Below are 21,612 nucleotides of genomic sequence, written 5' to 3' on the forward strand. Positions count from 1 at the left end.
AAAACGGAGCTCCCGGCCGGCGCGGACCTCAGGCCCCGCGCCGGCCGGGCGTACCGATTCACCTTTACGTAAAAGGGGAACAGCCGCGTGGACTGGCTACTCACCGCGGACACGGTTGGCGAGAAGTTGCTCGCCATGCTGTTCGCGATCCTGCTCTTCGTCATCGTCATGTCGGCGATCCTCGTCGCCGTCGACCGGAGGACCTGGTTCGGCTGGCGGATCCCGCGCTGGCTGGTCGCCGGTGGCTTCCTCGGCCCGGCCGTGCTGATGCTGGGGTTCGGCCTGATCTATCCGGCCCTGCGTACGGTCTACCAGTCGTTCTTCGACCGTACGAGCGAGAACTTCGTCGGCGTGGAGAACTACATCACGGTGTTCAGCCAGGAGGGCTTCCAGCTCGTCCTGCGCAACACGCTGATCTGGGTGCTCGTCGTGCCGGTCGCGTCGACGTTCATCGGCCTGGTGTACGCCGTGATCGTCGACCGCACGCGGTTCGAGGCGGTGGCCAAGGGGCTGATCTTCCTGCCGATGGCGATCTCGATGGTGGGCGCGTCGATCATCTGGCGGTTCATCTACGAGTACCGGCCCGACCAGCAGGGCATCAAGCAGATCGGACTCGCCAACCAGGTCCTGGTCTGGCTGGGCTTCGAGCCGTATCAGTTCATCATCACCAACCCCTGGAACACCTTCTTCCTGATCGTGGTGATGATCTGGATCCAGGCGGGGTTCGCGATGACCGTGCTGTCGGCCGCGATCAAGGCGATTCCCGACGACATCATCGAGGCCGCCAGGATCGACGGCGCGGCCGGCGTCACGCTGTTCCGCACGATCACCGTGCCGAGCATCCGCCCGGCGCTGGTCGTGGTCGGCAGCACGATCGCGATGGTCACGCTGAAGGTGTTCGACATCGTGCGCACCATGACCGGCGGCAACTTCGAGACCAGCGTGGTGGCCAACGAGTTCTACGTGCAGAGCTTCCGGCAGTTCAACGCCGGGCTGGGCGCGGCACTGGCTGTCGTGCTGTTCGTGCTCGTCGTTCCGATCATCGTCTACAACGTGCGGCAACTTCGTCAGGCGGAGGAAATTCGATGACCGCCCTACCCACCACCAAGGCGCCCGTCACCGGCGGCCGGGCGATGACCGGCGCCGAGCGACGTGCCACCGAGGCGAAGACCAAGCTGTCGTCGCCCTGGGCGTCGGCGATCGCCGTCGTACTGGCGATCCTCTGGACGATCCCGACGTTCGGCCTGCTGCTGTCGTCGTTCCGGCCCGAGCTGCAGCTCAAGACGACCGGCTGGTGGACGTTCCTCGGCGATCCGCAACTGACGCTGGACAACTACAACACCGTCATGTTCGACAGCAGCACCCAGCTCTCGACGTACTTCGTCAACTCGCTGGTGATCACGCTGCCATCGGTCGTGATCCCGGTGACGCTGGCGTTGCTGGCGGCGTACGCGTTCGCCTGGGTGGAGTTCCGTTTTCGTAACCTGTTGTTCGTCGCGGTGTTCGCGCTGCAGATCGTGCCGATCCAGATCACACTGATCCCGTTGCTGCAGACCTACGTCGACTGGGGACTGGCCGGCTCGTTCTGGACCGTGTGGTTGTCGCACTCGATCTTCGCGCTGCCGCTGGCCATCTTCCTGCTGCACAACTTCATGCGCGAGGTGCCGCGCGAGCTGATCGAGGCCGCCCGCGTCGACGGTGCCGGGCACGTCCGGATCTTCCTGCAGGTGCTGCTGCCGCTGCTGGTGCCGGCGATCGCGGCGTTCTCGATCTTCCAGTTCCTGTGGGTGTGGAACGACCTGCTGGTGGCACTGACCTTCGCCGGCGGTACGCCGAACGTCGCACCGCTCACCGTCAGGGTCGCCGAACTCGTCGGCACGCGAGGCACCGAATGGCACCTGCTGTCAGCCGGCGCGTTCGTCGCCATGATCGTGCCGCTGGTCGTCTTCCTCAGCCTGCAACGCTACTTCGTCCGCGGCCTGCTCGCCGGCAGCATCAAAGGCTAGCCTGCCTCGCTCGACGAGCTCCTCGATCACCAACTGGGCAACGGCTTCTGGAGCCGACCAGGTCAACAGACCGGCCAGCGGCCCGGCGGCCGGCACAACCTCGGCCGGCACGTCGAAGGACTGCGGCCCCTCCGAAGCCGTTGCCTGGCCGGACAGCGAGTCCGGCAACAGGTCGACGGCCGGGGCGTAGCGTTTGCCCAGGTCGAGCTCGCCGGCCAGGGACAGCTCTCCGTCGACCCAGACCAGGAAGTCGGTCGACGCGGCATCGGCCAGCTCCCCGAAGGCAGCCGTCAGGTCGACCCCGTTGAGCCTGGCCAGCGCTGTCAGGGCGACGTCGAGCGCCTCCAGATGTGGTTGCCGTTGGTCGTCATCGGTCTCGAACAGGGCCACGGGCAAGGCGATCTCGACGCTGTGCGACTCCTTCGCCGGTGCGCCGAGCGCACGCAGGGCCAGGTCGCGATAGGGCTCCTCCTGGCTCAGCTCGGTCAGGAGCTCCCCGACCATCGGTTCCCTGGCTATACCTGCGGCCGACTCGGCTACGGCCGCCTGGTCCGGTTCGTCCAGGAGCTGCCGGAGCGCGGTCGCGGTGGCGGCGCGGTCGCCGTCGCGCGCCGCCGCCTCGACGACGCGGCCCAGCCGGGCCGTCGGCGACTCCGCGAGGTACGCGGCGAGCGACCGATGCTCGGCGCTTTCGGGGTCGACGGCGGCCAGCAACTCCGTCGCCGCGTCGTCCTCGCCCTCGGCGACCCGGGCGAGCACGGCTCCCAGCCGTCGGACCTGATCCACCACGCCTGCGTCGATGTCGTCGGTGTTGATCGCCCGGAGGTTCTCCACGGGATCGGTCTGGCCGGTCACCTCGGCCAGGCGCGCGGCCACGATCTCGTCCAGCCCGTCGAGCGAAGGCAGCTCCACCTGATAGTGCCGGGCCAGTGCCTCCAGTCTCGGCCGCTGCACCACGCCCCAGTCCATCAGACCGGCCTCGGTCTTGGTGAGCGCGAGATCCCGGCCGAGCAGCTCCAGCGCTCCCGGTTCGCCCAGCAGCAGGCGGACCTCGGCCAGCAGGTTGCACGCCGTTCCCGAGCCCTTCGGCCGGTCGAACTCGGCGAGTACGCCGGCCCAACTCGCCGCCTGCTCGAACTCACCGCGTACCTCGGCGAGGTACGCCGCGAGCCACAGCCCGTCGTACTCCTCGGCCCGAAGCCCCAGGCCCTCGTTCAGGACGGCCGACTGCGCGATCGCGCTGTCGAGCCGGCCCGTCAGGATGAGCGCGTCGACGTAGGTGCCGGCCGCCCACCAGCAGGCGGGGTCGAACACCGCCGTCTGCATCCGCAGGACGGCGTCGGCCGGACGCCCGGCGTACAACAGGACCCGCCCGCGCAAGCACTCCGTCCAGTTGTCACTGCCCTCGCCGTAGCCGTCGTAGACCTCGTCGTCGAACCGGCCGATGGTCGACAGGGCGTTGGCGTAGCGCGGAAGGGTGTAGTTCCGGTGCGCCGGAAGCTCGACCCCTCTGCGCCCGGCCGCCACCGTGAAGTACCGCCCGCGCAGCCCTTCGGCCGCCTCGGCCAGGGTCGCCCAGCGTTGCGCGCTGGCCGGTTCGAGCGCGACGGCCCGGCACGCGGCGAGCAGTCCCTCCCACAGCTGCTGCCTGGCGGCCGGACCGATCTCCCTCGACAGTTCCTGGTGGAGGCGGTGCTCGACGACGTACGCCCAGGACTCCGTGCCCGCCAGGTCGACTCCGGCCTGCGCGGCATGGAGCACGCCGAGCGCTTCGGTGAGCTCCTTTCGTACGGTGTGTAAGGGCTTCCCGGTCGTCTGCGTCCAGACGCACTCGGCCCAGAGCCGGTCTACGATCCGCTGCTGGGCAACGGCGTCACCCTCGGCCGGCAGGCGCCTGGCCCGGTCGAAGTCGCGGCGGGCCCGGTCGAACTGGTTGGCGGCCATCCGCAGGTCGCCGGCAGCGGCCAGGGCTGTCAGCTTCACCTGCTCGTCGGAGCTGTTCTCGTCACGCAGCTCGTAGATCAGCGCCAGCAGCTGAAAGTCGTCCGGCCGGGTACGCCCCTCCGCGCGGAGCAGGGCGTAGTCCGCCAGGTCCGGCTCGCCTTCCCGCATCGCCCGCCTGGCGGCCGCGACCCAGAGCTCGGCCGGCGGAGTGAGCAGGACCGCGAGGTCGTTGTCGATGTCGAGCAACGACGGCAACGCGTCGACGGCGACCTGGGCCGCCTCGATCGCCGCGTCCAGGTCGTCGTCGAGGAGAGGTACCGGCAGTCCGCCGCCGGTCGTCTGGACCGCCGACCCGTCGGACGTCAGGTCGTCCGGCGAGGCGACCGAGCCGGAGCCGTCCGGGCTCTGGATGCCGGGGCCGTACATGCCGCGGGCGTCCAGGACCAGCTCGTACGCCACGTCGAGGTTGGTGGTGTCCTGCTCCCTGGCGCGGCTGAGCAGGTCGTCGGCAAGCTCCCGGTCTCCGCGCAGCTGGGCCGTTGCCGACCGCAACGCGACGGCGGACACCGAGCGGCGCACGTCCTCCAGCCGGGCGTCGGAGAGGTCCAGCTCCTGGGGCTGGCCGTTCAGAGCGAGCCGGGCGAGGATCAGCCGGAGGCCCGTCTGAGTCTTGCGAGCCGGCCCTTTCGCGCCACCGACGTGAGACCCGGCCGCCCCCGCCTCCAGCAGGGGTACGGGCAGGCTCGAATCGAGGGTCTGCAGCGCGTGCGCCTCGAGCCGCGCCCGGCTCCTCAGTACGCCCATCGCGTCCGGAAGCTCGATGTCGTCGGTCAGCCTGGCCAGCGCGTCGAAGCGGCCCTGGCTCGCGGCCACGAGCCAGTCGTCCAGCCAGGCGGCCATCCCGGTCGCCGGCGACGCCTCGAACGCCGCCGCCAGCTCGGCGCGGCGCTCGGGCCACCCCTCCTGCGTGAACTTCAGGATCCTCCGGACGTGCTCCACCTGCTCGTGCAGCAACGTGAGCTCGGCCTGCGCCTTGCCCAGCTCGTCGATGCGGTCCGCCACGGCGTTGCGTACCCGCGCGACGCGGACGCCGTCGCGGATCGCGTCGGTGAGACCGGAGCTGTCGACGTTCAGGCCGGCGAGCCGTTCGGCGTATTTGCGCACCAGATCTTCCAGCGACGGCACGGTCAGTCCTCCGTGCCGCGGCTCGCGGACCGGCCGAGCGGCCGGTCGGTTGTCAGCGGCCTCCGGCCGGGCCGGCTCGGCCCTGCTTGCGACACGCTGCTCGCGAGCCGGAGTTCCGGGTCTCCGGTGATCAGCGTGAACGAGCCGAACACGGCGAAGTCGTTCATCGGCTTGTCCCTCTGCAGGACGTACCGGCCGAGCTGCACCGCCTGATCGATGGCCGCGCCCGCGCCGAGCGCCTGGTAGAACTTGGTGTTGAACGAGCGCAGCTGGCCAGGGTGCACGGGCAGGCTGGTCGCCACCAGCGCGCGGATCTCCTTGGGCAGCGCGTCGACGATCGAGCCGATCGGAACCGGCTCCTCCTCCAGGTCGTCCGGCGGCAGGGTGAACTCGAACACCACGATCGGGACCCGCGCCTCCCGTGCCAGCTCCAGGATCTCCGCCAGGCTCTGCTCCTCCGCCTGGTCGCCACGGTCGTCGGTCAGCCAGGCGGTGGCATCGCCGCTGTCCCTGGAGATCCCGCCGGCACCGATGTAGTGCAGGACGTCGTACGGCCGTTCCTTCAGCCGGTCGTCCAGATCCGACAGCGTGACGCGGCCCACCATCGCCGTGAACCCGAAGTTGCCCTGCTCCACGGCTTGTTCGAGACCCGCGGCGATGTCCTCGGCCGAAGGCCAGTCGCGCTTGGCGACCTTGCGGAAGCTGGTCCAGCTCGCCGGGCGGCTGATGGCCGCCAGCACCATGCTCTTGTCCTCCGGCCGCGCCATCGGGCCTGCCCCACCCTGGCCGTTCGGGATTCGTACGAAGCGGTACTTCGGCTCGGAGGCGAGGAACTTCGTTCGCATGCCGGGGACGCCCGGAACCGCGGCCAGCTCCCACGGAATGTTGGCCAGCGGCTTGCTGTCGCCGTTGTCCTGGCCCTCGAAGATCAGGTTGATCGAGATCTGGTCGGCGTCGCCGAGGCGGCGCAGGCGGTCGGCGACGGCCTTGGGCAGCAGCGCGCCGGCCAGCAGGCGGCCGATCAGCTCGACCTCCTCCTTCCGGCGCAGCCGGCCGCGCCGGCTCCACGCGAACAGCGCCTCGGCCACGTCCTCGCCGAGGTCGCGCCCGGTCACGGCGTACTCCGACGGCACGTCGCCGCCGAGAACGACCTGCCAGCCGCGGGTCGTGCCGCTGATCCGCAGGTCGATCTGCTCGGTCAGCTCCCAGGTGTGGCCGAGCCCTCGCCAGTGGCCCTCTCCGAGGAAATCGCGCCACCTGCCGATCGCCGACGGCAGGTTGCCGGTCAGGAGGTCGCGTACGCGCGGGAACAGCCTCGCCGCATGGCTGATCGGCACGGCGCTGCCGCCGCGATCGTCGTTCGGATCGTTCGACGTCCGGATGACGCCGACGACGGCGCCGGTGGACAGGTCGGCGACCGGCCCCCCGCTCATGCCCCAGGTGATGCGCTCGCCGGTCAGCTGGATGAGGTCCGGCTCGCCGGCGAGGTCGCGGCGGAGGTGACCGTCGATCTCGTACGCCTCGATGCCGGCCGGTGCGTGATCCTCGCGGGGATAGCCGGCCACGAGGTACGAGCCGCCGTCGTTCTCGCGATGCAGGAGCACACACGGCTGCACGTAGTCGATCTCGTCGGCTCGCACCTCGAGCAGTGCCAGATCCGTGGCCTCGTCGTAGTGGGCGACCAGGGCATCGCGGCGATGCCGGCCGACCGGCTGGACCATCAGACGGTCGGCGAGCACCGCGCCGTAGTTGTCCCGCACGACATGCGCGGACGTCAACAACTGATGGTCGTTGACGAAGAAGGCAGTGCCCAGATAGCTCTCGTCGAAGACGACGGCGGCCGTGCAGGAGGTCAGCAGCCTGGTCAGCTCGGCGATCCGCTGGTCGGTGATCGCGTTCACCATGGGCGGTTCACCGTCAACCGCTCTCGGCGGACGGCTTGGCCCACTCGAGCGTGACCTTGATGCTGGCTTCGCCCTTGCCCTGGCCGAACAGCGCGAGTAGCTGTCCCTGCTCGATCGCCAGCCCGAACGACAGCTCGACGGTGGCTTTCGACGGGCCGACCCGCTTCATCGCGTCGAGTACGTTGCGGCTGAGCGTCTCGATGGGCGCGACGACCGAACCCAGCTTGGCAACCACGCCTTTGTCGGCCACTTGGACGGGCCCGACCTGTTCGGCGACGACGAGCAGGAAGGTGCCGTCCTCGAGATCGAGCTTGATCGGACGCTCTTGAACCATGGATCCCCCCAACTGCCGCGAACCCACACTGAGGCTCAGCGTAAGCCTCCTGCTGGCCGCTTGGTGCCGGATCGGGATGAGTTAACAGTTAACCCGCCTAGCCTTTGCATCGAAGGAATCTGTCCTTTACGGCTTCGACCGGAGGGAGGAGCGATGCGGAGGATCGGTGTCGCGGCGGCTTCGCTGCTGGCGGGAGCGGCGCTCGTACTGGCGGGTGTCGGCGGGCCCGCCTCGGCTGGGGTTGGTCCGCTCGCGGTGGGTACGGAGGCGGTCTTCAACAACCCGACCGGGACGGACGCCGAGCAGCGGGCGATCGTCAACCGGATCGTTCAGCTGATCGACGGGGCGGCCGTGGGCTCGCGGATCCGGGTCTCGTTGTTCTACGCCGACGATCCCGCGATCCCGGCCGCACTGGTCGCGGCGAAGAACCGGGGCGTGAGCGTCCAGGCGATCTTCGACTCGCGGATGGCCGATCCCAACGAGAGCGCGGGAATCAAGGCGGTCTGGGCGCAGCTGGTCGCAGGGCTCGGGACCTCGAAGGCGGCGTCCTCATGGGTGATGGCGTGTCCGGCCGGGCGTGGCTGCGTCGGCACGCTTCAGCTCGGCGGCGTGACCGCGATCAACCACAACAAGTTCTTCCTGTTCTCCAGCACCGGCGGTACGTCGAACGTCGTCGTGCAGTCGTCGGCCAACCTGCACAACGGCAGGGACGGTACGAAGGGCTACAACAACGCGCTGATCCTCACCGGGCACAACGCGACGTTCACGGCGTACGAAGGCTATTTCGGTGACCTGGCGGCGTTGCGCGCCAACAACAACTACTACGACACCGGCCGCCCGCCGGTGACCGACGGGAACGCCAAGAGCCACTTCTTCCCAAGGGCCGCGGCGTCTGCGGACAACCAGTACCGCGACCCGGGCGAGGACACGATGTACACCGTCCTCGACCACATCGACTGCTTCGGCAACACCACCGTCGGCACGTCCGACAACCACCGCACGATCATCCGCGTCAACCAGCACATCTTCAGCCGCCCTTACCTGGCGACGAAGCTGGTCGCGCTGGACGCCGCGGGGTGCTACGTGGAGGTGGTGCTGAACCACGCCGTGGGCAACGGGCTGGCGACCGAGTCGCTTTCCGACCTGCTGGCGGCGACGTCGAGCGGCTACAACGGCGTGCTGGTGCGCTACTACTGCCCGGACGATCCGGTGTGGACGCACTCGAAGTACCTCATGGTCGAGGGCAAGTACTACGGCGTGCCGGACCGCGGGATCGTGTGGACGGGCAGCGCCAACTGGAGTACGAACTCCTTGCGCCAAAGCGACGAGACCATCCTGCAGTTCGAGGACCCGGCGGTGTTCGCGCAGTACCTGACGAACTTCCGCGCGGCCCGCGACAACGCACTCCGAAAGCCCGCCAACGGCGACCCGATCGCCTGCTAGACGATCTCCGGTTCAGCTCGTGATGTCGAAGCAGCCGTCGAACTGCCAGAGGGGGTTGGTCACGATCGCGCCGTCGGCGGCGGTGACGGTTGGCTGGCCGTTGAGGTCGATCGGGCCTTCGCCGTCGGCGGTGTAGCAGCCGTTGGCCTGGACGTGGAGGTTGTACGACGCCACCACCGCGATCTCCGGGCCGTGCTTGAACCACGTGATCGCGCAGGTCCAGTCCTGGCCCGGGCCCTCATCCGGTGTCTCCGGGCCACCGCGCTGGCAGGCGGCCTTCGCGTGCAGGGAGTCCGGTGTCACCCGCAACCCCCGGACGGACTGCTGGACGGAGTAGAGGTTGGCGAACGTCGGCGCCACCGCGTGGCCGACCTTCGCCGCCGTGATCGCCGGGGAGCCGCAGCCGGCCGTACCCAGCAGCGCGAGCCCGGCGACCACGCCGGCAAGCCGTCGTACCATCGAGACCTCAGCTCCCCGCCACGTCGCGCCGGCGGAACACGACATAGACCGCCGCCAGGCCGGCCGCGAAGTAGACCAGGCTGGTCACCGCGCCCTCGAGCAGCGGCCCGTAGAACGGCCGCTCGGTCAGCAGGCCGTGCCAGGCCACGAACGGCCCACCCAGGAACAGCATCCGGACGCCCGCGGGCAGGTCGACCATCGTCAGCAGCTGCATCGCGAGCCCGAGCACCACCGGGACGCCGATCCCCACCGCTCCGCTGCGAGTCACCAGCGAGAACAGCATCGCGAGCGCCGTGAAACCGAGCACCGGCAGGAGTACGGTCAGCCAGCTCAGCGCGATCCGTCCCGTCGCCTCCCCCGGCGACAGCAATGTGCCGGACAGGCTGACCAGCGGCTGCCTTCCGATCAGCAGAACGCCCGCGAGCCAGCTGCACGCACCCAGCACCAGCGTCGCCACCACCGCGAACGTGATCGCCGTGAGCGCCTTGCCGGCGAAGATCTCGCCCCGGCTGCGCGACCGCGTGAGGACCGTCCGCCAGGTGCCGTACCTGTCCTCGCTGGAGAAGATGTCGCCCGCCACCACGCTGGTCAGCGCCGGCAGCACCCACTGCCCGGTGAAGCCCAGGATGATCAGCGGAATCGACAGCCCCGAGTCCTCGATCCAGCGTCCGAACAACGTGTCGCGTGGAATCGTCGTCTGCAGCTGGAAGCCCGCCACGAACAGGAACGGCCCGAGCAGGCAGAGCCCGAGCGCGATCCGGGTCTTGGCCTGGGCCAGCAGCTTGACCAGCTCCCAGCGGTACGCCGCGATCACGCCGCCTCCTCGGTCAGGCTGAAGAACAACGAGGTGAGCGCGGTCGTCGAAAGCTCCAGGCCGCGGACCGCGATCTCCTTCTTGCCCAGCTCGATGACGTACGCGTCGAGGTTCTCACGCTGCGCCCGGACGAGCAGGCCACCGCCGCCGGACGCGGAGACCGCCACGCCCGCCTGCGACTCGGCCAGGTCGATCGCCGCGGAGTCGTCGCTGGTCGACATCCGGAACGCCGGGTCGGGCGCCTGCTCCCGCAGCAACTCCATCGTGCCGTCGAACACGATCGTGCCTGCCTTGACGATGCTGACGTAGGTACAGAGATCCTCGACCTCGTCCATGTCGTGACTGCTCAGCAGGATCGTCACGCCGTCGGCGGAAAGCCTTCTGAGCAAGGCGTGCAGGTCGCGCAGACCGGCCGGGTCGAGCCCGCCGGCCGGCTCGTCGAGGACGAGCAGCCGCGGCTCGCGGAGCAGTGCGGCGGCGATGCCGAGCCGCTGCCGCATGCCGACGGAGAAGCCGCGTACCTTGCGATCCGCGCGATCGGCCAGGCCGACGAGCTCCAGCAGCTCGCCGATCCGCGCCCGCCGGTCCGTTCCCGGCGCGTCCAGCCCGGCGAGGAGCTCGAGGTTGCGCCGCGCTGTGAGGTACGGATAGAAGCCAGGACTCTCGACGAAGCCTCCAACCCCGTCGAGCGCCCGCGCCCCTTCCTCGGCAGGGCTCCGGCCGAACAGCAGGACGGTCCCTTCGTCCGGCCGGACCAGACCCAGCAGCACCGACAGGAGCGTGGTCTTCCCGGCGCCGTTGGGCCCGACCAGTCCGTGCACCCGTCCCTGCTCGACGCGCAGGCTCAGCCCGGCGACCGCGACGACCTCGTCGAACGTCTTGACCAGTCCGGTCACGGCGACGGCGGGCACGGCCGGGTCGCCCAGCTTGACCGGCTCGGTCACCGCACGCCCTTGGCTGCCTTGTGCGGCAGCAGCGCCCGGTTCTCGGCCAGGTCGTCTGGGTCGGTGATGCTCTGGGCGGTCGTCTGCGGGAACTTCTTCAACACCTCCTGCGGCGTCATCACCTTGGAGTCACCGGGGTACGGGCGTTTCCAGCCGGTCGTGGCGTACCACGTCATCCGGTTGAACGGAGCGAACGCCAGCATGTCCTCCTGCGACCAGTCCTGCTTCTCCGACCACTGGATCCACTCCTTCTGCATGGGATCGGAGACCTGCGCCGCCGACGGGTTCATCGTGTCGAGCGGGATGCGGTTCGGCTGCGCGGTGTAGGACCTGAAGTCCGGCTCGTTGGTGAACGCGTTGTACATCGGCTCCGCGGCCAGGTCGAGCTTGTTCATCGGCGGCAGGCCGAGGATCTGCTCGATCGTCCGGACGACGTTGGTCTGGCTGTAGTACGTACTGTCGACCGTGCCGCGCTTGGCGTACGGGCTCGCGATCATCGTGACGTTGCGGTGTCCGTCCACGTGGTCGACACCGTTCTGCGAGTCGTCCTCGACCACGAAGATCGCGGTGTCCTTCCAGTACTTCGAGTGCGACACGGCGTCGACGATCCGGCCGACCGCGAGGTCGTTGTCGGCGACCATCGACGTCGGCGTCGGATAGCCGGCGGACAGCCCTTGCGTGTGGTCGTTGCTCAGCCAGAACATGTTCAGCGCCGGGAGCTTGCCGTTCTTCTTGTACTGCGCGAAGTCACGCAGGAAGATGTCGGCGCGGTACTGGTCGGGGATGTTCATCTGGAAGTTCGGGTAGTCGCGCGACAGGATGCGGTCGAGCGACGGAACGTCCGACTTCGTGGTGCAGTAGCCCATCGGCACGTGCAGGTCGCCGGTCGCCTTGCCCTCCAGGATCCTGGAGTCCTGGTAGAACTGCGCCCAGGTACCCGGGCAGTTCGCGCCGCTCGGGGTGGTGAACCACGGCGCGTACTCTCCCCAGACCTTCGTGGTCAGGCCGTGCGAGATCGCGTTGTCCCACAGGAATCCCGACTTCGGGTAGACCATCGCGTCCGGCTGGCCGTAGTTGCGCACGTAGTTCGCGTACGACCGTTCGAGATAGTCGTTGATGAACGCGGCGTCCAGCCAGGTGTGGCCGGTCGCGGAGTTCGTACCGTCGGAGTAGAGGTTGTCGATCAGCGGGTATCGGCTGGCCAGCGCGTGTGCGTTCGGCGTGACGTTCTGGCCGAACTGCGTGTTGGTGGGGTCGCCGTTGCCGCGCGGGTCGTCGCCGAGGACCTGGTCGTAGGTGCGGTTCTCGCGCACGATCAGGAACACGTGCTTGATCGTGCTGGGATCGCCCACGCGGGTGGGTACGGCCTTCGGCGCCACCTTCGGTGAGCCTTTCGCGTTGCGCTCGGCGAGGCCGTTCCACTGGTTGTTGGAGAAGACCTGGGCGGTGTACTCCGAGATCTGCTGCGGCGTGGGCGGCGCCACCAGCTGGACCGAACCCTTGTCGGAATAGACGTGGTGGTCGGTGGCGGGCGTCGTGCCCGGGCCCTGGCTGACCGTACGATCGGCGCCGAGCGCGCCGACGCCGTACTGGTTGGCGATGACGAGCTTGCCGAGCGCGTTGTCGAAGTGCAGGGTGCCGGGATACCACGCCGTGGGAATCAGCCCGTCGAAGCCGGCCGCCTGGTGCGCACCGTTGTACTCATACACCGCGAGCGCGTTGTCGCGGCCGAGGCTCACGACGAGGTGGTTGGCGTCGAGGAACTCCAGGGCGTTCGGCGAGCTGCCGTACGGCTGGCCGGGCAGGGGGTTGACGTTGAACGTCTGGGTAACCTGCCGCGTCGTGGTGTCGATGACCGACACGGTGTCGTCGCTGGAGTTGGTGACGAGCACCTCGGTGCCGTGGGCGAGCAGGCTGCTCGGGTCGAGGCCGACGGTGTAGGTCTGGACGACCTGGTTGGTGGCCAGGTCGACCTCTGACACCGTGCCGGTGCTGGCGCGGCCGTCCGTCGTCTCGGCGACGACCGGCGAGTCGTAGCTCAGGTTGGTGAAGTCGGTGCTGACCGGCACCCGGCCGCCTTCGTTGCTGACCAGCGCGTGGTTGCCGACGACCACGACGTCGCGTGGGGCGATCCCGGTCCTGACCTGGGAGGTGATCGCGCCGGTTGCGGCGTCGATGCTGGCCAGGCGATCCCAGCCGTCGAGCACGGCGAGGATGTGGCTTCCGTCCGGCGCCCAGGCGAGGTCGCTGGGGAGCGGCTGGGCGGCCGCGCCGGACGGGCTCTTGGGGACGGTGCTGTCGGCCGGGAGCCTGATGACCGTGGGGCTGCTCAGCGTGCCGTTGTCGGCGACGGCGAACTTCAGGATGTCGCCGACCTGCGTGGCGTAGAGCGTGTGGCCGTCCGCCGAGTAGAGCAGGCCACCGACGCCGACGTTGCCGCTGCCCGTACCGCTCGGCGGGGTGTACTGCTGGAGGACGGTCTTGTTCACCAGGTCGTACACCGTGAACAGGCCGTTGCCGGACTTGGTGAGCGCGGTCGCCGTACGCCCGTCCGGACTGATCTCCAGATCCATCGGACGGCCGGTCTGCTCGATGCTGTCGCCGGCGGGCGTGATGTAGGCGTTCACGGCGGTGAGCACCGACCCGTCGTCCTGCCGGCCGACCAGATGCTCGCCGAGCGGCTTGTTCTCGTTCACGGCGGCGCTGGCCGCGATCGCGACCGAAGCAGTGACCGCGATCGCCACGACACCGATGACGGGGGTGGAGAGCACCCGGCGACGCCAGGCCCTTCTCCGCAAGCGTGTTGCCAGATCCATGAGCTAGACGACCCTTCGGCGGTTCGCCTGGCGGCAGGTGGTTCGGCCAGGTCAGCTTTTGACGGTAGAACGGCAACGTGCGTATACATCTGACTTCGAGATGAAGGGAAGTTGAACCGCCCTGGCCAGATCTGGTCAGGCCGAACGAATCCTTAGGGTCGCCTAAGCGCCTTGTAGGCAGAGGGGCCTGAAGATCGGAGGACAAGCGCTGCCTCGATAGGTTCGTCCGGAGGTCACCTTCGTAGGAGAGGCGGAACGTGTCGGCAGCGTGGCGCGCGGGGATCGAGACGGCACTGACTCAGTTCGTCGACGGCGGAGGCGCGCCTGGAGCCGTGGTCGCATTCGGCTCGGCAGGCTCGGCGCCCGACACTGTCCAGGTCGGGATCGTCGCTGCTGAGTGCGGGTCGACGCCCGCCGGTGCCGGCACGGTCTACGACGTCGCCTCGCTCACGAAGGTCGTCGCGACCTGGCCACTGCTCGGCCACGCCGGCCTCGACCTCGAGGCGCCGGTCGGCAAGTATTTCGCCGACCTTCCGCCTGAGCTGCCCGGCGCCGGGGTCAGCGTCCGGCAGCTGCTGAACCACACCGCCGGCCTGATGACGCGCACGCGGCTCGACCTCTACCGCGGCGACTCGCGGCCGCTGGCCGAGCTGATCTGCGCCGAGCCGCTGGAGCGTGAGCCCGGCGAGCGGCACAAGTACATCAGCCGCAGCTACATCCTGCTCGGGCTGCTGATCGAGCAGGTGCTGGGCCGCCCGTTCGAGGAGGCGGCCGCCGAGCTGGTCTGGCGTCCGGCGGGGCTCACGGCCACCGCGTTCAGCCCGGTGAGCCGCGCCCCGGACGTCGCGCCGACCGAGCGCTTCCTGCCGGGCGCGCCGCGGATCTGGGGGCAGGTGCACGACGAGAACGCCCGGCTGCTCGGCGGCGTGGCCGGCCACGCCGGCCTGTTCTCCACCGCGCACGACCTCGCTGCGTACGCCGGCTGGCTGCTCGACGACACCTCGCCGTTGCACGACTGGCTGCTGCGCAGCGTCCGGCGGGAGATCGACGTCCCGCCGCCGGCAACAGTGACCGAGGGCTCGGCCGTCGGCGACGACCTCGCGCGCGGGCTCGCCTGGCTGGTCACCGGCGACGGCGTGGCGTACCACGACGGATTCACCGGGCCGAGCCTCTACCTCGCACCGGAGAGCGGCCGTTATCTCGCACTGACGACGAACGCGATCTACGGCGGGCGCCGGCGACCCGGCCTGCGTGCGCTGCGGCAACGGCTGCTCGCCTCGCTCACCGATCGCTCGGACTGATCGCAGCGAGCAGTTACTTCTGTTGGCCTGCTCGGGCCGCCGGGGGGAATGCTGGGATCCATGCAGAATCGCAGTCTCGGAGACACCAGCGTGGGCGCGATCGGGCTCGGCGGGATGCCGATGTCGATCGAGGGCCGGCCCGACGAGCAGCGTTCGATCGCGACGATCCACGCGGCGCTGGACGCCGGCGTCACGCTGATCGACACCGCCGACGCGTACCACCGCGACGCCGGCGAGGTCGGACACAACGAGTCGCTGATCGCCAAGGCGCTTGCGTCCTACGGCGGCGACACGTCGTCGGTGATCGTCGCGACCAAGGGCGGCCACCTGCGTCCGGGCGACGGCTCGTGGACGTTGAACGGCCGGCCGGACTACCTCAAGGCGGCCTGCGAGGCTTCGCTGAAGCGGCTCGGCGTCGACGCGATCGGGCTCTACCAGTTCCACCGGCCGGACCCGTCCGTGCCGTACGCCGAGTCCGTCGGCGCTATCCGCGACCTGCTCGACGCGGGCAAGATCGTGCGTGCCGGTATCTCGAACGCCAACCCGGAGCAGATCAAGCTGGCGCAGGAGATCCTCGGCGGCCGGCTGGTCTCGGTGCAGAACCAGTTCTCGCCGAAGTTCCGCAGCAGCGAGCCGGAGCTCGCGCTGTGCGACGAGCTGGGCATCGCGTTCCTGCCGTGGAGCCCGCTGGGCGGCATCAGCCAGGCCGGCGAGCTCGGCTCGCGGTTCGAGGCGTTCGCGGCGGTCGGCGCCGCCCGGGACGTGAGCCCGCAGCAGGTCTGCCTGGCGTGGATGCTGGCCAAGTCGCCCGTCGTCCTCCCGATCCCCGGCTCCAGCCGCCCGGAGACGATCCGCGACTCGGTGGCGGCGGCTTCGCTGAGGCTGACCGACGAGGAGTTCCGTACGCTCGACGCGGCCGGGGCGTGACTCCGATGCGCGTGCTGGTGACCGGGGCGCTGGGCCTGGTGGGCCGCGCCGTCGTACCCGCTCTGCAGGCAGCTGGGCATTCCGTGGTCGCGACGGATCTGCCTTCGCCGACCTGGGGCGCGCCCCCGGCCGGCGAAGCGCCGTATGTCCGAGCCGACCTGACCGACGCCGGCGAGGTCTACGCGCTGGTCGGCGGCGCGTCGGCGGGGCACGGGCCGAAGGCGGGCCCGTTCGAGGCCGTCGTCCACGCGGGCGCGATCCCGGCACCCGGCAAGCACGCGCCGCACGTCGTGTTCCAGAACAACCTGATGGCCACGTTCAACATCGTGGAAGCCTGCGTACGTTGGGGTGTCGGCCGGCTGGTCAACTTCTCCAGCGAGACGGCACCGGGCTTCATCTTCGCCGAGCGCCCGTTCCACCCCGACTATCTGCCGGTCGACGAGGAACATCCGCTGCGCCCGCAGGACCCGTACGCGCTGTCGAAGGTCTTCGGCGAACAGCTGTGTGACGCGGCCGTCCGCCGGTCGGACGTACGCTGCGTCTCGATCCGCCCGAGTTGGGTGCAGGAGGCGGCGAGCTACGCCCGCAACCTCGGCCCGCTCGTGCGCGACCAGTCCGTGCCGTCGGCTGCCGGCTGGCCCTACATCGACGTGCTGGACCTGGCGGAGGCCGTCCGCCTGTCGGTGGAGTCGGACCTGCCGGGCCACGAGGTCTTCTACATCGCCGCACCGGACACGGTCGGCGGCCGCGACCTGCATGCCGCCTGGCGGGCAGCCTTCCCGGCCTCCACGACCGAGCTGCGCCCGGTGCCCCGCCCCGACGCCAGCGCGATCGACTGCTCCAAAGCCGCCCGCCTGCTCGGCTGGCGGCCGACCCGCACCTGGCGCGACTACCTCACCGAAACCGGCGACCCGGTCTGAGCGGGCTTGCCCTGGTTCCCACGGCTGAGGGTGCCTGCCGCACGAACCTGTTGCACGCGGGCACCCTCATGCGGACCGAATCGGCGCGATGAGGCGGCGGCCGGAGTGCGGTCGCCGGATCAGGCCAGGGCACTTTGTCCGGATCGGGCATGATCTCGGCTTGCGTTCGGCGTTCGGTGGCCCTTATGGTCTTTACCATCCCGTTACAATCCGTTCCTCATCCCCTGTGCCACCGATCCAAGCCTGTGGAGTTGTCTTCGTTGCCGCCAGCGGACCAGCCAGCAGTCAGCAAATCCGCCAATCCCGCCGGCGGCCTGACGTCCTGGGCACGGCTCCAGGCCGCTCAGCATCCACGGCTTCTCGCACCGGCTCGCAGCGTTCATCGCGCCGTACGCCGCGTGCGACGGGATCGCCGGCATCAGCAGCTGGCCAAGCGGGCCGAGCTGGCCGACCGGCGCCTGGTTCGGTCCCCCGTCTTCATCATGTGCCCCGTGCGCTCCGGGTCGACGCTGCTGCGGATGATGCTCGACACCCATCCCGACATCCACGCTCCGCACGAGTTGCACCTGCGATGGCTCCAGGTCACCCATGCCAAGCCCTACGCCGAACTGGCGACCCAGGAGCTCGGCCTCGACCACGAGGAGCTCGAGCACATGCTGTGGGATCGGCTCCTGCACCGTGAGCTCGTCCGCAGCGGCAAGCAGATCATCGTCGACAAGACGCCGTCGAACAGCGTGATCGCCGACCGGTTGCGCACCTGCTGGCCCGACGCCCGGTTCGTCATCCTGCTGCGCCACCCGGCGTCGGTGTTCGCGTCGCTGATGGACACCCGGCCCGATCGGGAGCGCACCGCCACCATCCGCGAAGCGCTCGCCTACCTCGAGCCAGTCGAGGAGGCCCGCAAGAACGTGCCCGGGCACGTCGTTCGCTACGAGGACCTCACCGCCGACCCCGAACGGGTGACCCGCGAGCTGTGCGCCCACCTCGACGTCTCCTGGGATCCGGACATGCAGAACTACGGCCGGATCTACCACGGCAGGATCAAGGCCGGGCTCGGCGACTGGACGACGAAGATCCGCACCGGCAAGGTCCAGCCGCCCAGGCCACTCCCCAACTCCGGCCAGGTTCCCGACGAGCTCAAGAAGCTCGCCACCACCTGGGGCTACCTGCCCTGACAGCAGCAGTTCGCCCGCGCGCCGGCCGCACGGGTCAGGAAGCCGACGGCTGAGCCGCCGGATCGGGGGTGCCTGCGGCGGCAGCGGCTGCCGCTCCGCGAGCGCGGGACCGCTTGGCGTACAACGTCGTCCAGCCGATCAGGACCGCCAGCACGGCCAACGGCAGCACATTGGTCACGAGCACCATGGTCTCGATCGACACGACGTAGGTCAGCGCGATCCGCAACACCGCCTCGGCGAGGTACGCCACGCCCCACACGACAGTGATCACCCACTGGGTGCGCCGGAAACCGGCGTACTGCCACAGGCCGTTCCACCAGTTGGCGCTCTCCGCCGAACCGTCGGTGGCGAACCGGCGGCCGAAGTAGAACATCAGCGGCCTCGGCGCGAACAACGACACGAGCGTGACGATGCCGAACAGGCCGGTGACCGCCGAGTCCTTGATCAGGATCAGCCGCGGGCTGTTGAACGCCAGCATCGACACCACGCCCAGCCCGATGAACACCAGGACCAGCAGGCTGAGCTCGTCGAGGTGCCGGCGGATCGCGTACGACAGGCCGAGCTCGGCGAGCGGCCAGATGCCGGTGGCGACCAGCGCGGTCGCCTGGTGCCAGCCGCGGTCGACGAGGAAGTCGTAGGTCAGGAACGGCAGGACGGCGTTGAAGACAATGGTCATCGCCCAGCCGAGCGCGGTGCTCATACCGCTTCGCCGGGAGGCAGGCTGTGCCGAATTCTGGGCCGGGTTCTGCGCTTGCTTCTGGGCCGGGTTCGTCGTCACGGGACACTCCATCGTGAAGGTGGAAGAATATGTGTCAGATAGGATCACGACCGTGAGCGAAAGCGTAGCACGTGGCCCGGGCTCGACAGGAGGTCCGATTCGCCGGGTGGCCTTCCTGTTCGGGGTGGTCGGGTCGGAGCGGGTGCCCGGCGCCGCGCTGACGCGGCTGCTCGGCGACCTCGGGATGGCCGCCTCCGCCAGCCGTACCCTGCTGTCGCGGATGCGCCGCCAGGGCCAGCTCACGACGATCCGGCACGGGCGTACGGTCGACTACCAGCTGGCGGGTGCGTTCGCCGAGGGCTTCAGGCGCGTACGGCAGGTCGACACCGATCAGACGCGGGAGTGGACCGGAGCCTTCCAGGCGCTGCTTTACCAAGTGCCGGAGTCGGAACGGGCCTACCGCGACGCGTTCCGGCGGGTCGCGCTGAACGCGGGGTACGGACTGCTCCAGCCCGGCGTGCTGATCGCGCTCGACGACCGGCGCTCGGCGCTCTCCGACCTGCTCGAGGCAGCGCCGGCTGCGGCCCGCATCCGGCCGGCCCGGCTGTCGATGGAACCCGCCGATGCCGCGGCCGCCGCCGACCACGCGTGGGAGCTTGCCGAGCTCACCAGCACACTGCGGGGACACGTACACATGCTGCGAGAAGCACTCCGCCGGACCGAGCCACCGGGGCCGGACCCGGAGTCACTCCGGCAGTTCGTCGAGCTGTCGGAGACACCGCTGGCCGACCTGGCTCGCGCACCCAACCTGCCGCCGGAGCTCGCCCCACGAGACTGGCCGCTCGACGACCTGCGCACGGCCGTCTCCGAGCTGCACCAGCTCTACGGCCCACCCACGAGGGCGTACGCGAACCAACTGATCGCCGGCGCGTAAGAGAAGACCAGCTCAGAACATCTGACGGCGGCCGGCCAAGGCCTCGAGGCGCTTGATGCGCTGCTCGGTCGGCGGGTGGGTCGAGAACAAGCCGCCGAGGTCGTTGGGTCCGAACGGGTTGGCGATCATCAAGGCCGCCGTGCTGCGCAGCTCCGGATGCGCCGGGAGCGGCAGCCGCTGGGTCGACCACTCGATCGTGTGCAGCGCGTCGGCCAGCGCCATCGGGTCGCCGGTGATCTGGGCGGACACCCGGTCGGCTTCGTACTCTCGCGAACGCGCGATCGCCAGCCGGATGAAGGAAGCCGCCACGGGACCGAGCAGCAGCAACAGCAGCGCGCCCACGGGGTTCATGTTGTCGTCGTCATCGGCCCCGCCTGACGGCAGCAGCCAGGCGAAGTAGGCGACGTACATGATCATGCTGCCCAGCGCCGTGGCCACCGACGAGACCAGGATGTCGCGGTTCTTCACGTGGGCCAGCTCGTGCGCCAGCACCGCGCGCAGCTCGCGCATGTCGAGCAGCGACAGCAGGCCCTCGGTCACGCAGATCGCCGAGCGACGGGGGTTGCGACCGGTCGCGAACGCGTTCGGGCTGCGGGTCGGGGCGACGTAGACGGCCGGGATCGGCAGCCGCATCATCATCGAGATCTCGCGGACGGCCCGGCACAGCTCGGCGTGAGTCGCCTCGCTGACCGGACGAGCGCGCATCGAGCGCAACGAGATGCGGTCGCTGGCGAAGTAGGCGGTGAGGATCACCACGATCGACAGGATCAGCCCGATCACCAGCCCCACCGGCCCGGCCACGACCACACCGGCCACCAGCGCCAGCGCACACACGCCTGCGAGCAGCGCTGTGGCCTTCAGCTGGTTTCGGTGACAGTGGGAGCGAGAGTGCATGGCTGTGGTTGAACCTCCGACGGAAAGAACGAGGTCGCGGTGTCGAGCGTTCCCGCCAAAGGTCCTGTTGTCGACGGACGGTGTTCTTACCAGAGGCCGGGTCAGCTCGCCTCGTGAGCGCTGACCAGGTCCTCCAGGTACGCCGCAATGATGTCCACGTTGGGCGCGCTTCGCAAGCCGAGGTAGCCATCCGGGCGTACGACGAGCACCGTTCCGCCTCGCCGGGCGAGGCGGTGGCGGGCCTGGCCGTACCGATCCTGCAAGGTCACGCCTGGCACCATGCTGCCGCCGCCACCGATCACCTCGGTGTGGACGGCCTGGCCGAAGCGGGTGGAGAGCGCGCCGAGCACCTCCGCCGAACGTGAGCCGAGTCCTAGCAAGGTCCAGTGCGGCCCGTTCACCAGCGAGCCGAGCGGCACGTCGAGACCGGTGCCGACGCTCCACAGCAGGACGTCCGGCACGCGGTCGCCGGCCCGCAGCTTCAGCCGTTTGCCGCCGAGCTCCTGGCTGAGCCGCGAGTCGCGGTAGTTCTTGGCGCCGCGCTCGCGTTCGGCGAGGTAGGTGTCGAGCAGGTCGGCGCCCGCGCCACCCAGCACGGCGGCGAGCTTCCACGCCAGGTTGTGCGCGTCGGCCTCGTCGCCGACCTCGAAGAGGCGCCCGGCCCGGGTGGGCGAGGCGGTGTCGCGGACGACGTAAGCCGCCCGGACGTCGGCCCGTTCGCCGTCGGACCCCTCGAGCTGGACGTCGACACCTTCCTCGGCTTCGGAAAGCCCGAGCACCTTGACGTCCGCACTGGTCAGCAGCACGTTCACGCCGGCTCGGCGAAGATCGGCTGCGAGCACCGGGCCGGCGTCGTCCGATCCGACGACGAGTACGTCACAGACCTCGGTCACC

18 protein-coding genes are annotated in these 21,612 nt (G+C 69.5%); 8 read left to right on the forward strand and 10 right to left on the reverse strand.

Annotation, left to right across the window (positions count from 1 at the left end):
* Window positions 1-87: 87 nt before the first annotated feature.
* A complete protein-coding gene (locus tag ACYVF6_RS19460) occupies window positions 88-1,089 on the forward strand; it encodes a carbohydrate ABC transporter permease (protein ID WP_460523249.1) in 1,002 nt (333 codons plus the stop codon).
* Complete coding sequence (locus ACYVF6_RS19465) at window positions 1,086-2,006, forward strand: carbohydrate ABC transporter permease (RefSeq protein ID WP_460523251.1); 921 nt, start codon at window positions 1,086-1,088, stop codon at window positions 2,004-2,006. The genes ACYVF6_RS19460 and ACYVF6_RS19465 overlap by 4 nt, the downstream gene beginning before the upstream one ends.
* On the opposite strand, the gene ACYVF6_RS19470 is transcribed toward ACYVF6_RS19465, so the two are convergent.
* Genes ACYVF6_RS19470 through ACYVF6_RS19480 form a run of 3 tightly spaced genes read right to left on the reverse strand, consistent with a single transcriptional unit; the run spans window position 1,905 to window position 7,373 of the window.
* The gene (locus tag ACYVF6_RS19470) at window positions 1,905-5,135 is read right to left on the reverse strand and encodes a hypothetical protein (protein WP_460523253.1); all 3,231 of its coding nucleotides are present in this window, start codon (window positions 5,133-5,135) and stop codon (window positions 1,905-1,907) included. The two genes, ACYVF6_RS19465 and ACYVF6_RS19470, sit on opposite strands and share 102 nt — an antisense overlap.
* A gap of 2 nt (window positions 5,136-5,137) precedes the next feature.
* Window positions 5,138-7,039 carry a S1 family peptidase gene (locus ACYVF6_RS19475; protein ID WP_460523255.1) on the reverse strand — a complete coding sequence of 634 codons (1,902 nt, stop codon included), beginning with the start codon at window positions 7,037-7,039 and terminating at the stop codon, window positions 5,138-5,140.
* A 13-nt stretch (window positions 7,040-7,052) separates the two neighbouring features.
* Window positions 7,053-7,373, reverse strand: a complete 321-nt coding sequence (locus tag ACYVF6_RS19480; RefSeq protein ID WP_460523257.1) for a CU044_2847 family protein — start codon at window positions 7,371-7,373, stop codon at window positions 7,053-7,055.
* Window positions 7,374-7,526: 153 nt separating this feature from the next.
* Between ACYVF6_RS19480 and ACYVF6_RS19485 the strand changes: the two genes are divergently transcribed.
* Window positions 7,527-8,816 carry a phospholipase D-like domain-containing protein gene (locus ACYVF6_RS19485; RefSeq protein WP_460523259.1) on the forward strand — a complete coding sequence of 430 codons (1,290 nt, stop codon included), beginning with the start codon at window positions 7,527-7,529 and terminating at the stop codon, window positions 8,814-8,816.
* Between the two features lie 12 nt (window positions 8,817-8,828).
* Here ACYVF6_RS19485 and ACYVF6_RS19490 read toward each other — a convergent pair whose 3' ends face one another.
* The 4 genes from ACYVF6_RS19490 to ACYVF6_RS19505 are packed head-to-tail and all read right to left on the reverse strand — an operon-like array spanning window position 8,829 to window position 13,804.
* Window positions 8,829-9,275, reverse strand: a complete 447-nt coding sequence (locus tag ACYVF6_RS19490) for a hypothetical protein (protein WP_460523261.1) — start codon at window positions 9,273-9,275, stop codon at window positions 8,829-8,831.
* 7 nt (window positions 9,276-9,282) lie between these two features.
* Entirely contained in the window at window positions 9,283-10,089 is an 807-nt protein-coding gene (locus ACYVF6_RS19495; RefSeq protein ID WP_460523263.1) for an ABC transporter permease, read from the reverse strand.
* A complete protein-coding gene (locus ACYVF6_RS19500; RefSeq protein WP_460523265.1) occupies window positions 10,086-11,033 on the reverse strand; it encodes an ABC transporter ATP-binding protein in 948 nt (315 codons plus the stop codon). Before ACYVF6_RS19500 ends, ACYVF6_RS19495 begins: the two co-directional genes overlap by 4 nt.
* The gene (locus ACYVF6_RS19505; RefSeq protein WP_460523267.1) at window positions 11,030-13,804 is read right to left on the reverse strand and encodes a bifunctional YncE family protein/alkaline phosphatase family protein; all 2,775 of its coding nucleotides are present in this window, start codon (window positions 13,802-13,804) and stop codon (window positions 11,030-11,032) included. The genes ACYVF6_RS19500 and ACYVF6_RS19505 overlap by 4 nt, the downstream gene beginning before the upstream one ends.
* Window positions 13,805-14,106: 302 nt before the next feature.
* Here ACYVF6_RS19505 and ACYVF6_RS19510 point away from each other — a divergent pair, with 302 nt between their 5' ends.
* The 4 genes from ACYVF6_RS19510 to ACYVF6_RS19525 all read left to right on the forward strand — a co-directional run bounded on the left by ACYVF6_RS19510 (window position 14,107) and on the right by ACYVF6_RS19525 (window position 18,172).
* On the forward strand, window positions 14,107-15,150 hold the full coding sequence (locus ACYVF6_RS19510) for a serine hydrolase domain-containing protein (RefSeq protein WP_460523269.1): 1,044 nt from the start codon (window positions 14,107-14,109) through the stop codon (window positions 15,148-15,150).
* A 60-nt stretch (window positions 15,151-15,210) separates the two neighbouring features.
* Entirely contained in the window at window positions 15,211-16,077 is an 867-nt protein-coding gene (locus tag ACYVF6_RS19515) for an aldo/keto reductase (RefSeq protein ID WP_460523271.1), read from the forward strand.
* Window positions 16,078-16,082: 5 nt separating this feature from the next.
* A complete protein-coding gene (locus tag ACYVF6_RS19520) occupies window positions 16,083-16,997 on the forward strand; it encodes an NAD-dependent epimerase/dehydratase family protein (RefSeq protein WP_460523273.1) in 915 nt (304 codons plus the stop codon).
* 398 nt (window positions 16,998-17,395) lie between these two features.
* Complete coding sequence (locus tag ACYVF6_RS19525; protein WP_460523275.1) at window positions 17,396-18,172, forward strand: sulfotransferase family protein; 777 nt, start codon at window positions 17,396-17,398, stop codon at window positions 18,170-18,172.
* Between the two features lie 34 nt (window positions 18,173-18,206).
* On the opposite strand, the gene ACYVF6_RS19530 is transcribed toward ACYVF6_RS19525, so the two are convergent.
* Window positions 18,207-18,950 carry a DUF3159 domain-containing protein gene (locus ACYVF6_RS19530; RefSeq protein ID WP_460523277.1) on the reverse strand — a complete coding sequence of 248 codons (744 nt, stop codon included), beginning with the start codon at window positions 18,948-18,950 and terminating at the stop codon, window positions 18,207-18,209.
* A 52-nt stretch (window positions 18,951-19,002) separates the two neighbouring features.
* On the opposite strand from ACYVF6_RS19530, the gene ACYVF6_RS19535 reads away from it, so the two are divergent.
* Window positions 19,003-19,824, forward strand: a complete 822-nt coding sequence (locus tag ACYVF6_RS19535; RefSeq protein WP_460523279.1) for a hypothetical protein — start codon at window positions 19,003-19,005, stop codon at window positions 19,822-19,824.
* A 12-nt stretch (window positions 19,825-19,836) separates the two neighbouring features.
* Here the strand turns inward: ACYVF6_RS19535 and ACYVF6_RS19540 are convergent, their stop codons facing one another.
* Together ACYVF6_RS19540 and ACYVF6_RS19545 are read right to left on the reverse strand one after the other, a co-directional pair.
* Window positions 19,837-20,718 (reverse strand): M48 family metallopeptidase, encoded by an 882-nt coding sequence (locus ACYVF6_RS19540; RefSeq protein WP_460523281.1) that lies wholly within the window; start codon window positions 20,716-20,718, stop codon window positions 19,837-19,839.
* Between the two features lie 101 nt (window positions 20,719-20,819).
* Window positions 20,820-21,611, reverse strand: coding sequence for an FAD-dependent monooxygenase (locus tag ACYVF6_RS19545; protein ID WP_460523283.1), 792 nt, complete (start codon window positions 21,609-21,611; stop codon window positions 20,820-20,822).
* Window position 21,612: the final 1 nt, after the last annotated feature.

Source organism: Flindersiella endophytica (assembly GCF_054779015.1).

Excerpts from the sequence above, each read along its gene's own strand:
- ACYVF6_RS19465 (WP_460523251.1), top strand. The coding sequence starts at position 1,086 with ATGACCGCCCTACCCACCACCAAGGCGCCCGTCACCGGCGGCCGGGCG.
- ACYVF6_RS19475 (WP_460523255.1), bottom strand. The coding sequence starts at position 7,039 with ATGGTGAACGCGATCACCGACCAGCGGATCGCCGAGCTGACCAGGCTG.
- ACYVF6_RS19480 (WP_460523257.1), bottom strand. The coding sequence starts at position 7,373 with ATGGTTCAAGAGCGTCCGATCAAGCTCGATCTCGAGGACGGCACCTTC.
- ACYVF6_RS19485 (WP_460523259.1), top strand. The coding sequence starts at position 7,527 with ATGCGGAGGATCGGTGTCGCGGCGGCTTCGCTGCTGGCGGGAGCGGCG.
- ACYVF6_RS19490 (WP_460523261.1), bottom strand. The coding sequence starts at position 9,275 with ATGGTACGACGGCTTGCCGGCGTGGTCGCCGGGCTCGCGCTGCTGGGT.
- ACYVF6_RS19515 (WP_460523271.1), top strand. The coding sequence starts at position 15,211 with ATGCAGAATCGCAGTCTCGGAGACACCAGCGTGGGCGCGATCGGGCTC.
- ACYVF6_RS19520 (WP_460523273.1), top strand. The coding sequence starts at position 16,083 with ATGCGCGTGCTGGTGACCGGGGCGCTGGGCCTGGTGGGCCGCGCCGTC.
- ACYVF6_RS19540 (WP_460523281.1), bottom strand. The coding sequence starts at position 20,718 with ATGCACTCTCGCTCCCACTGTCACCGAAACCAGCTGAAGGCCACAGCG.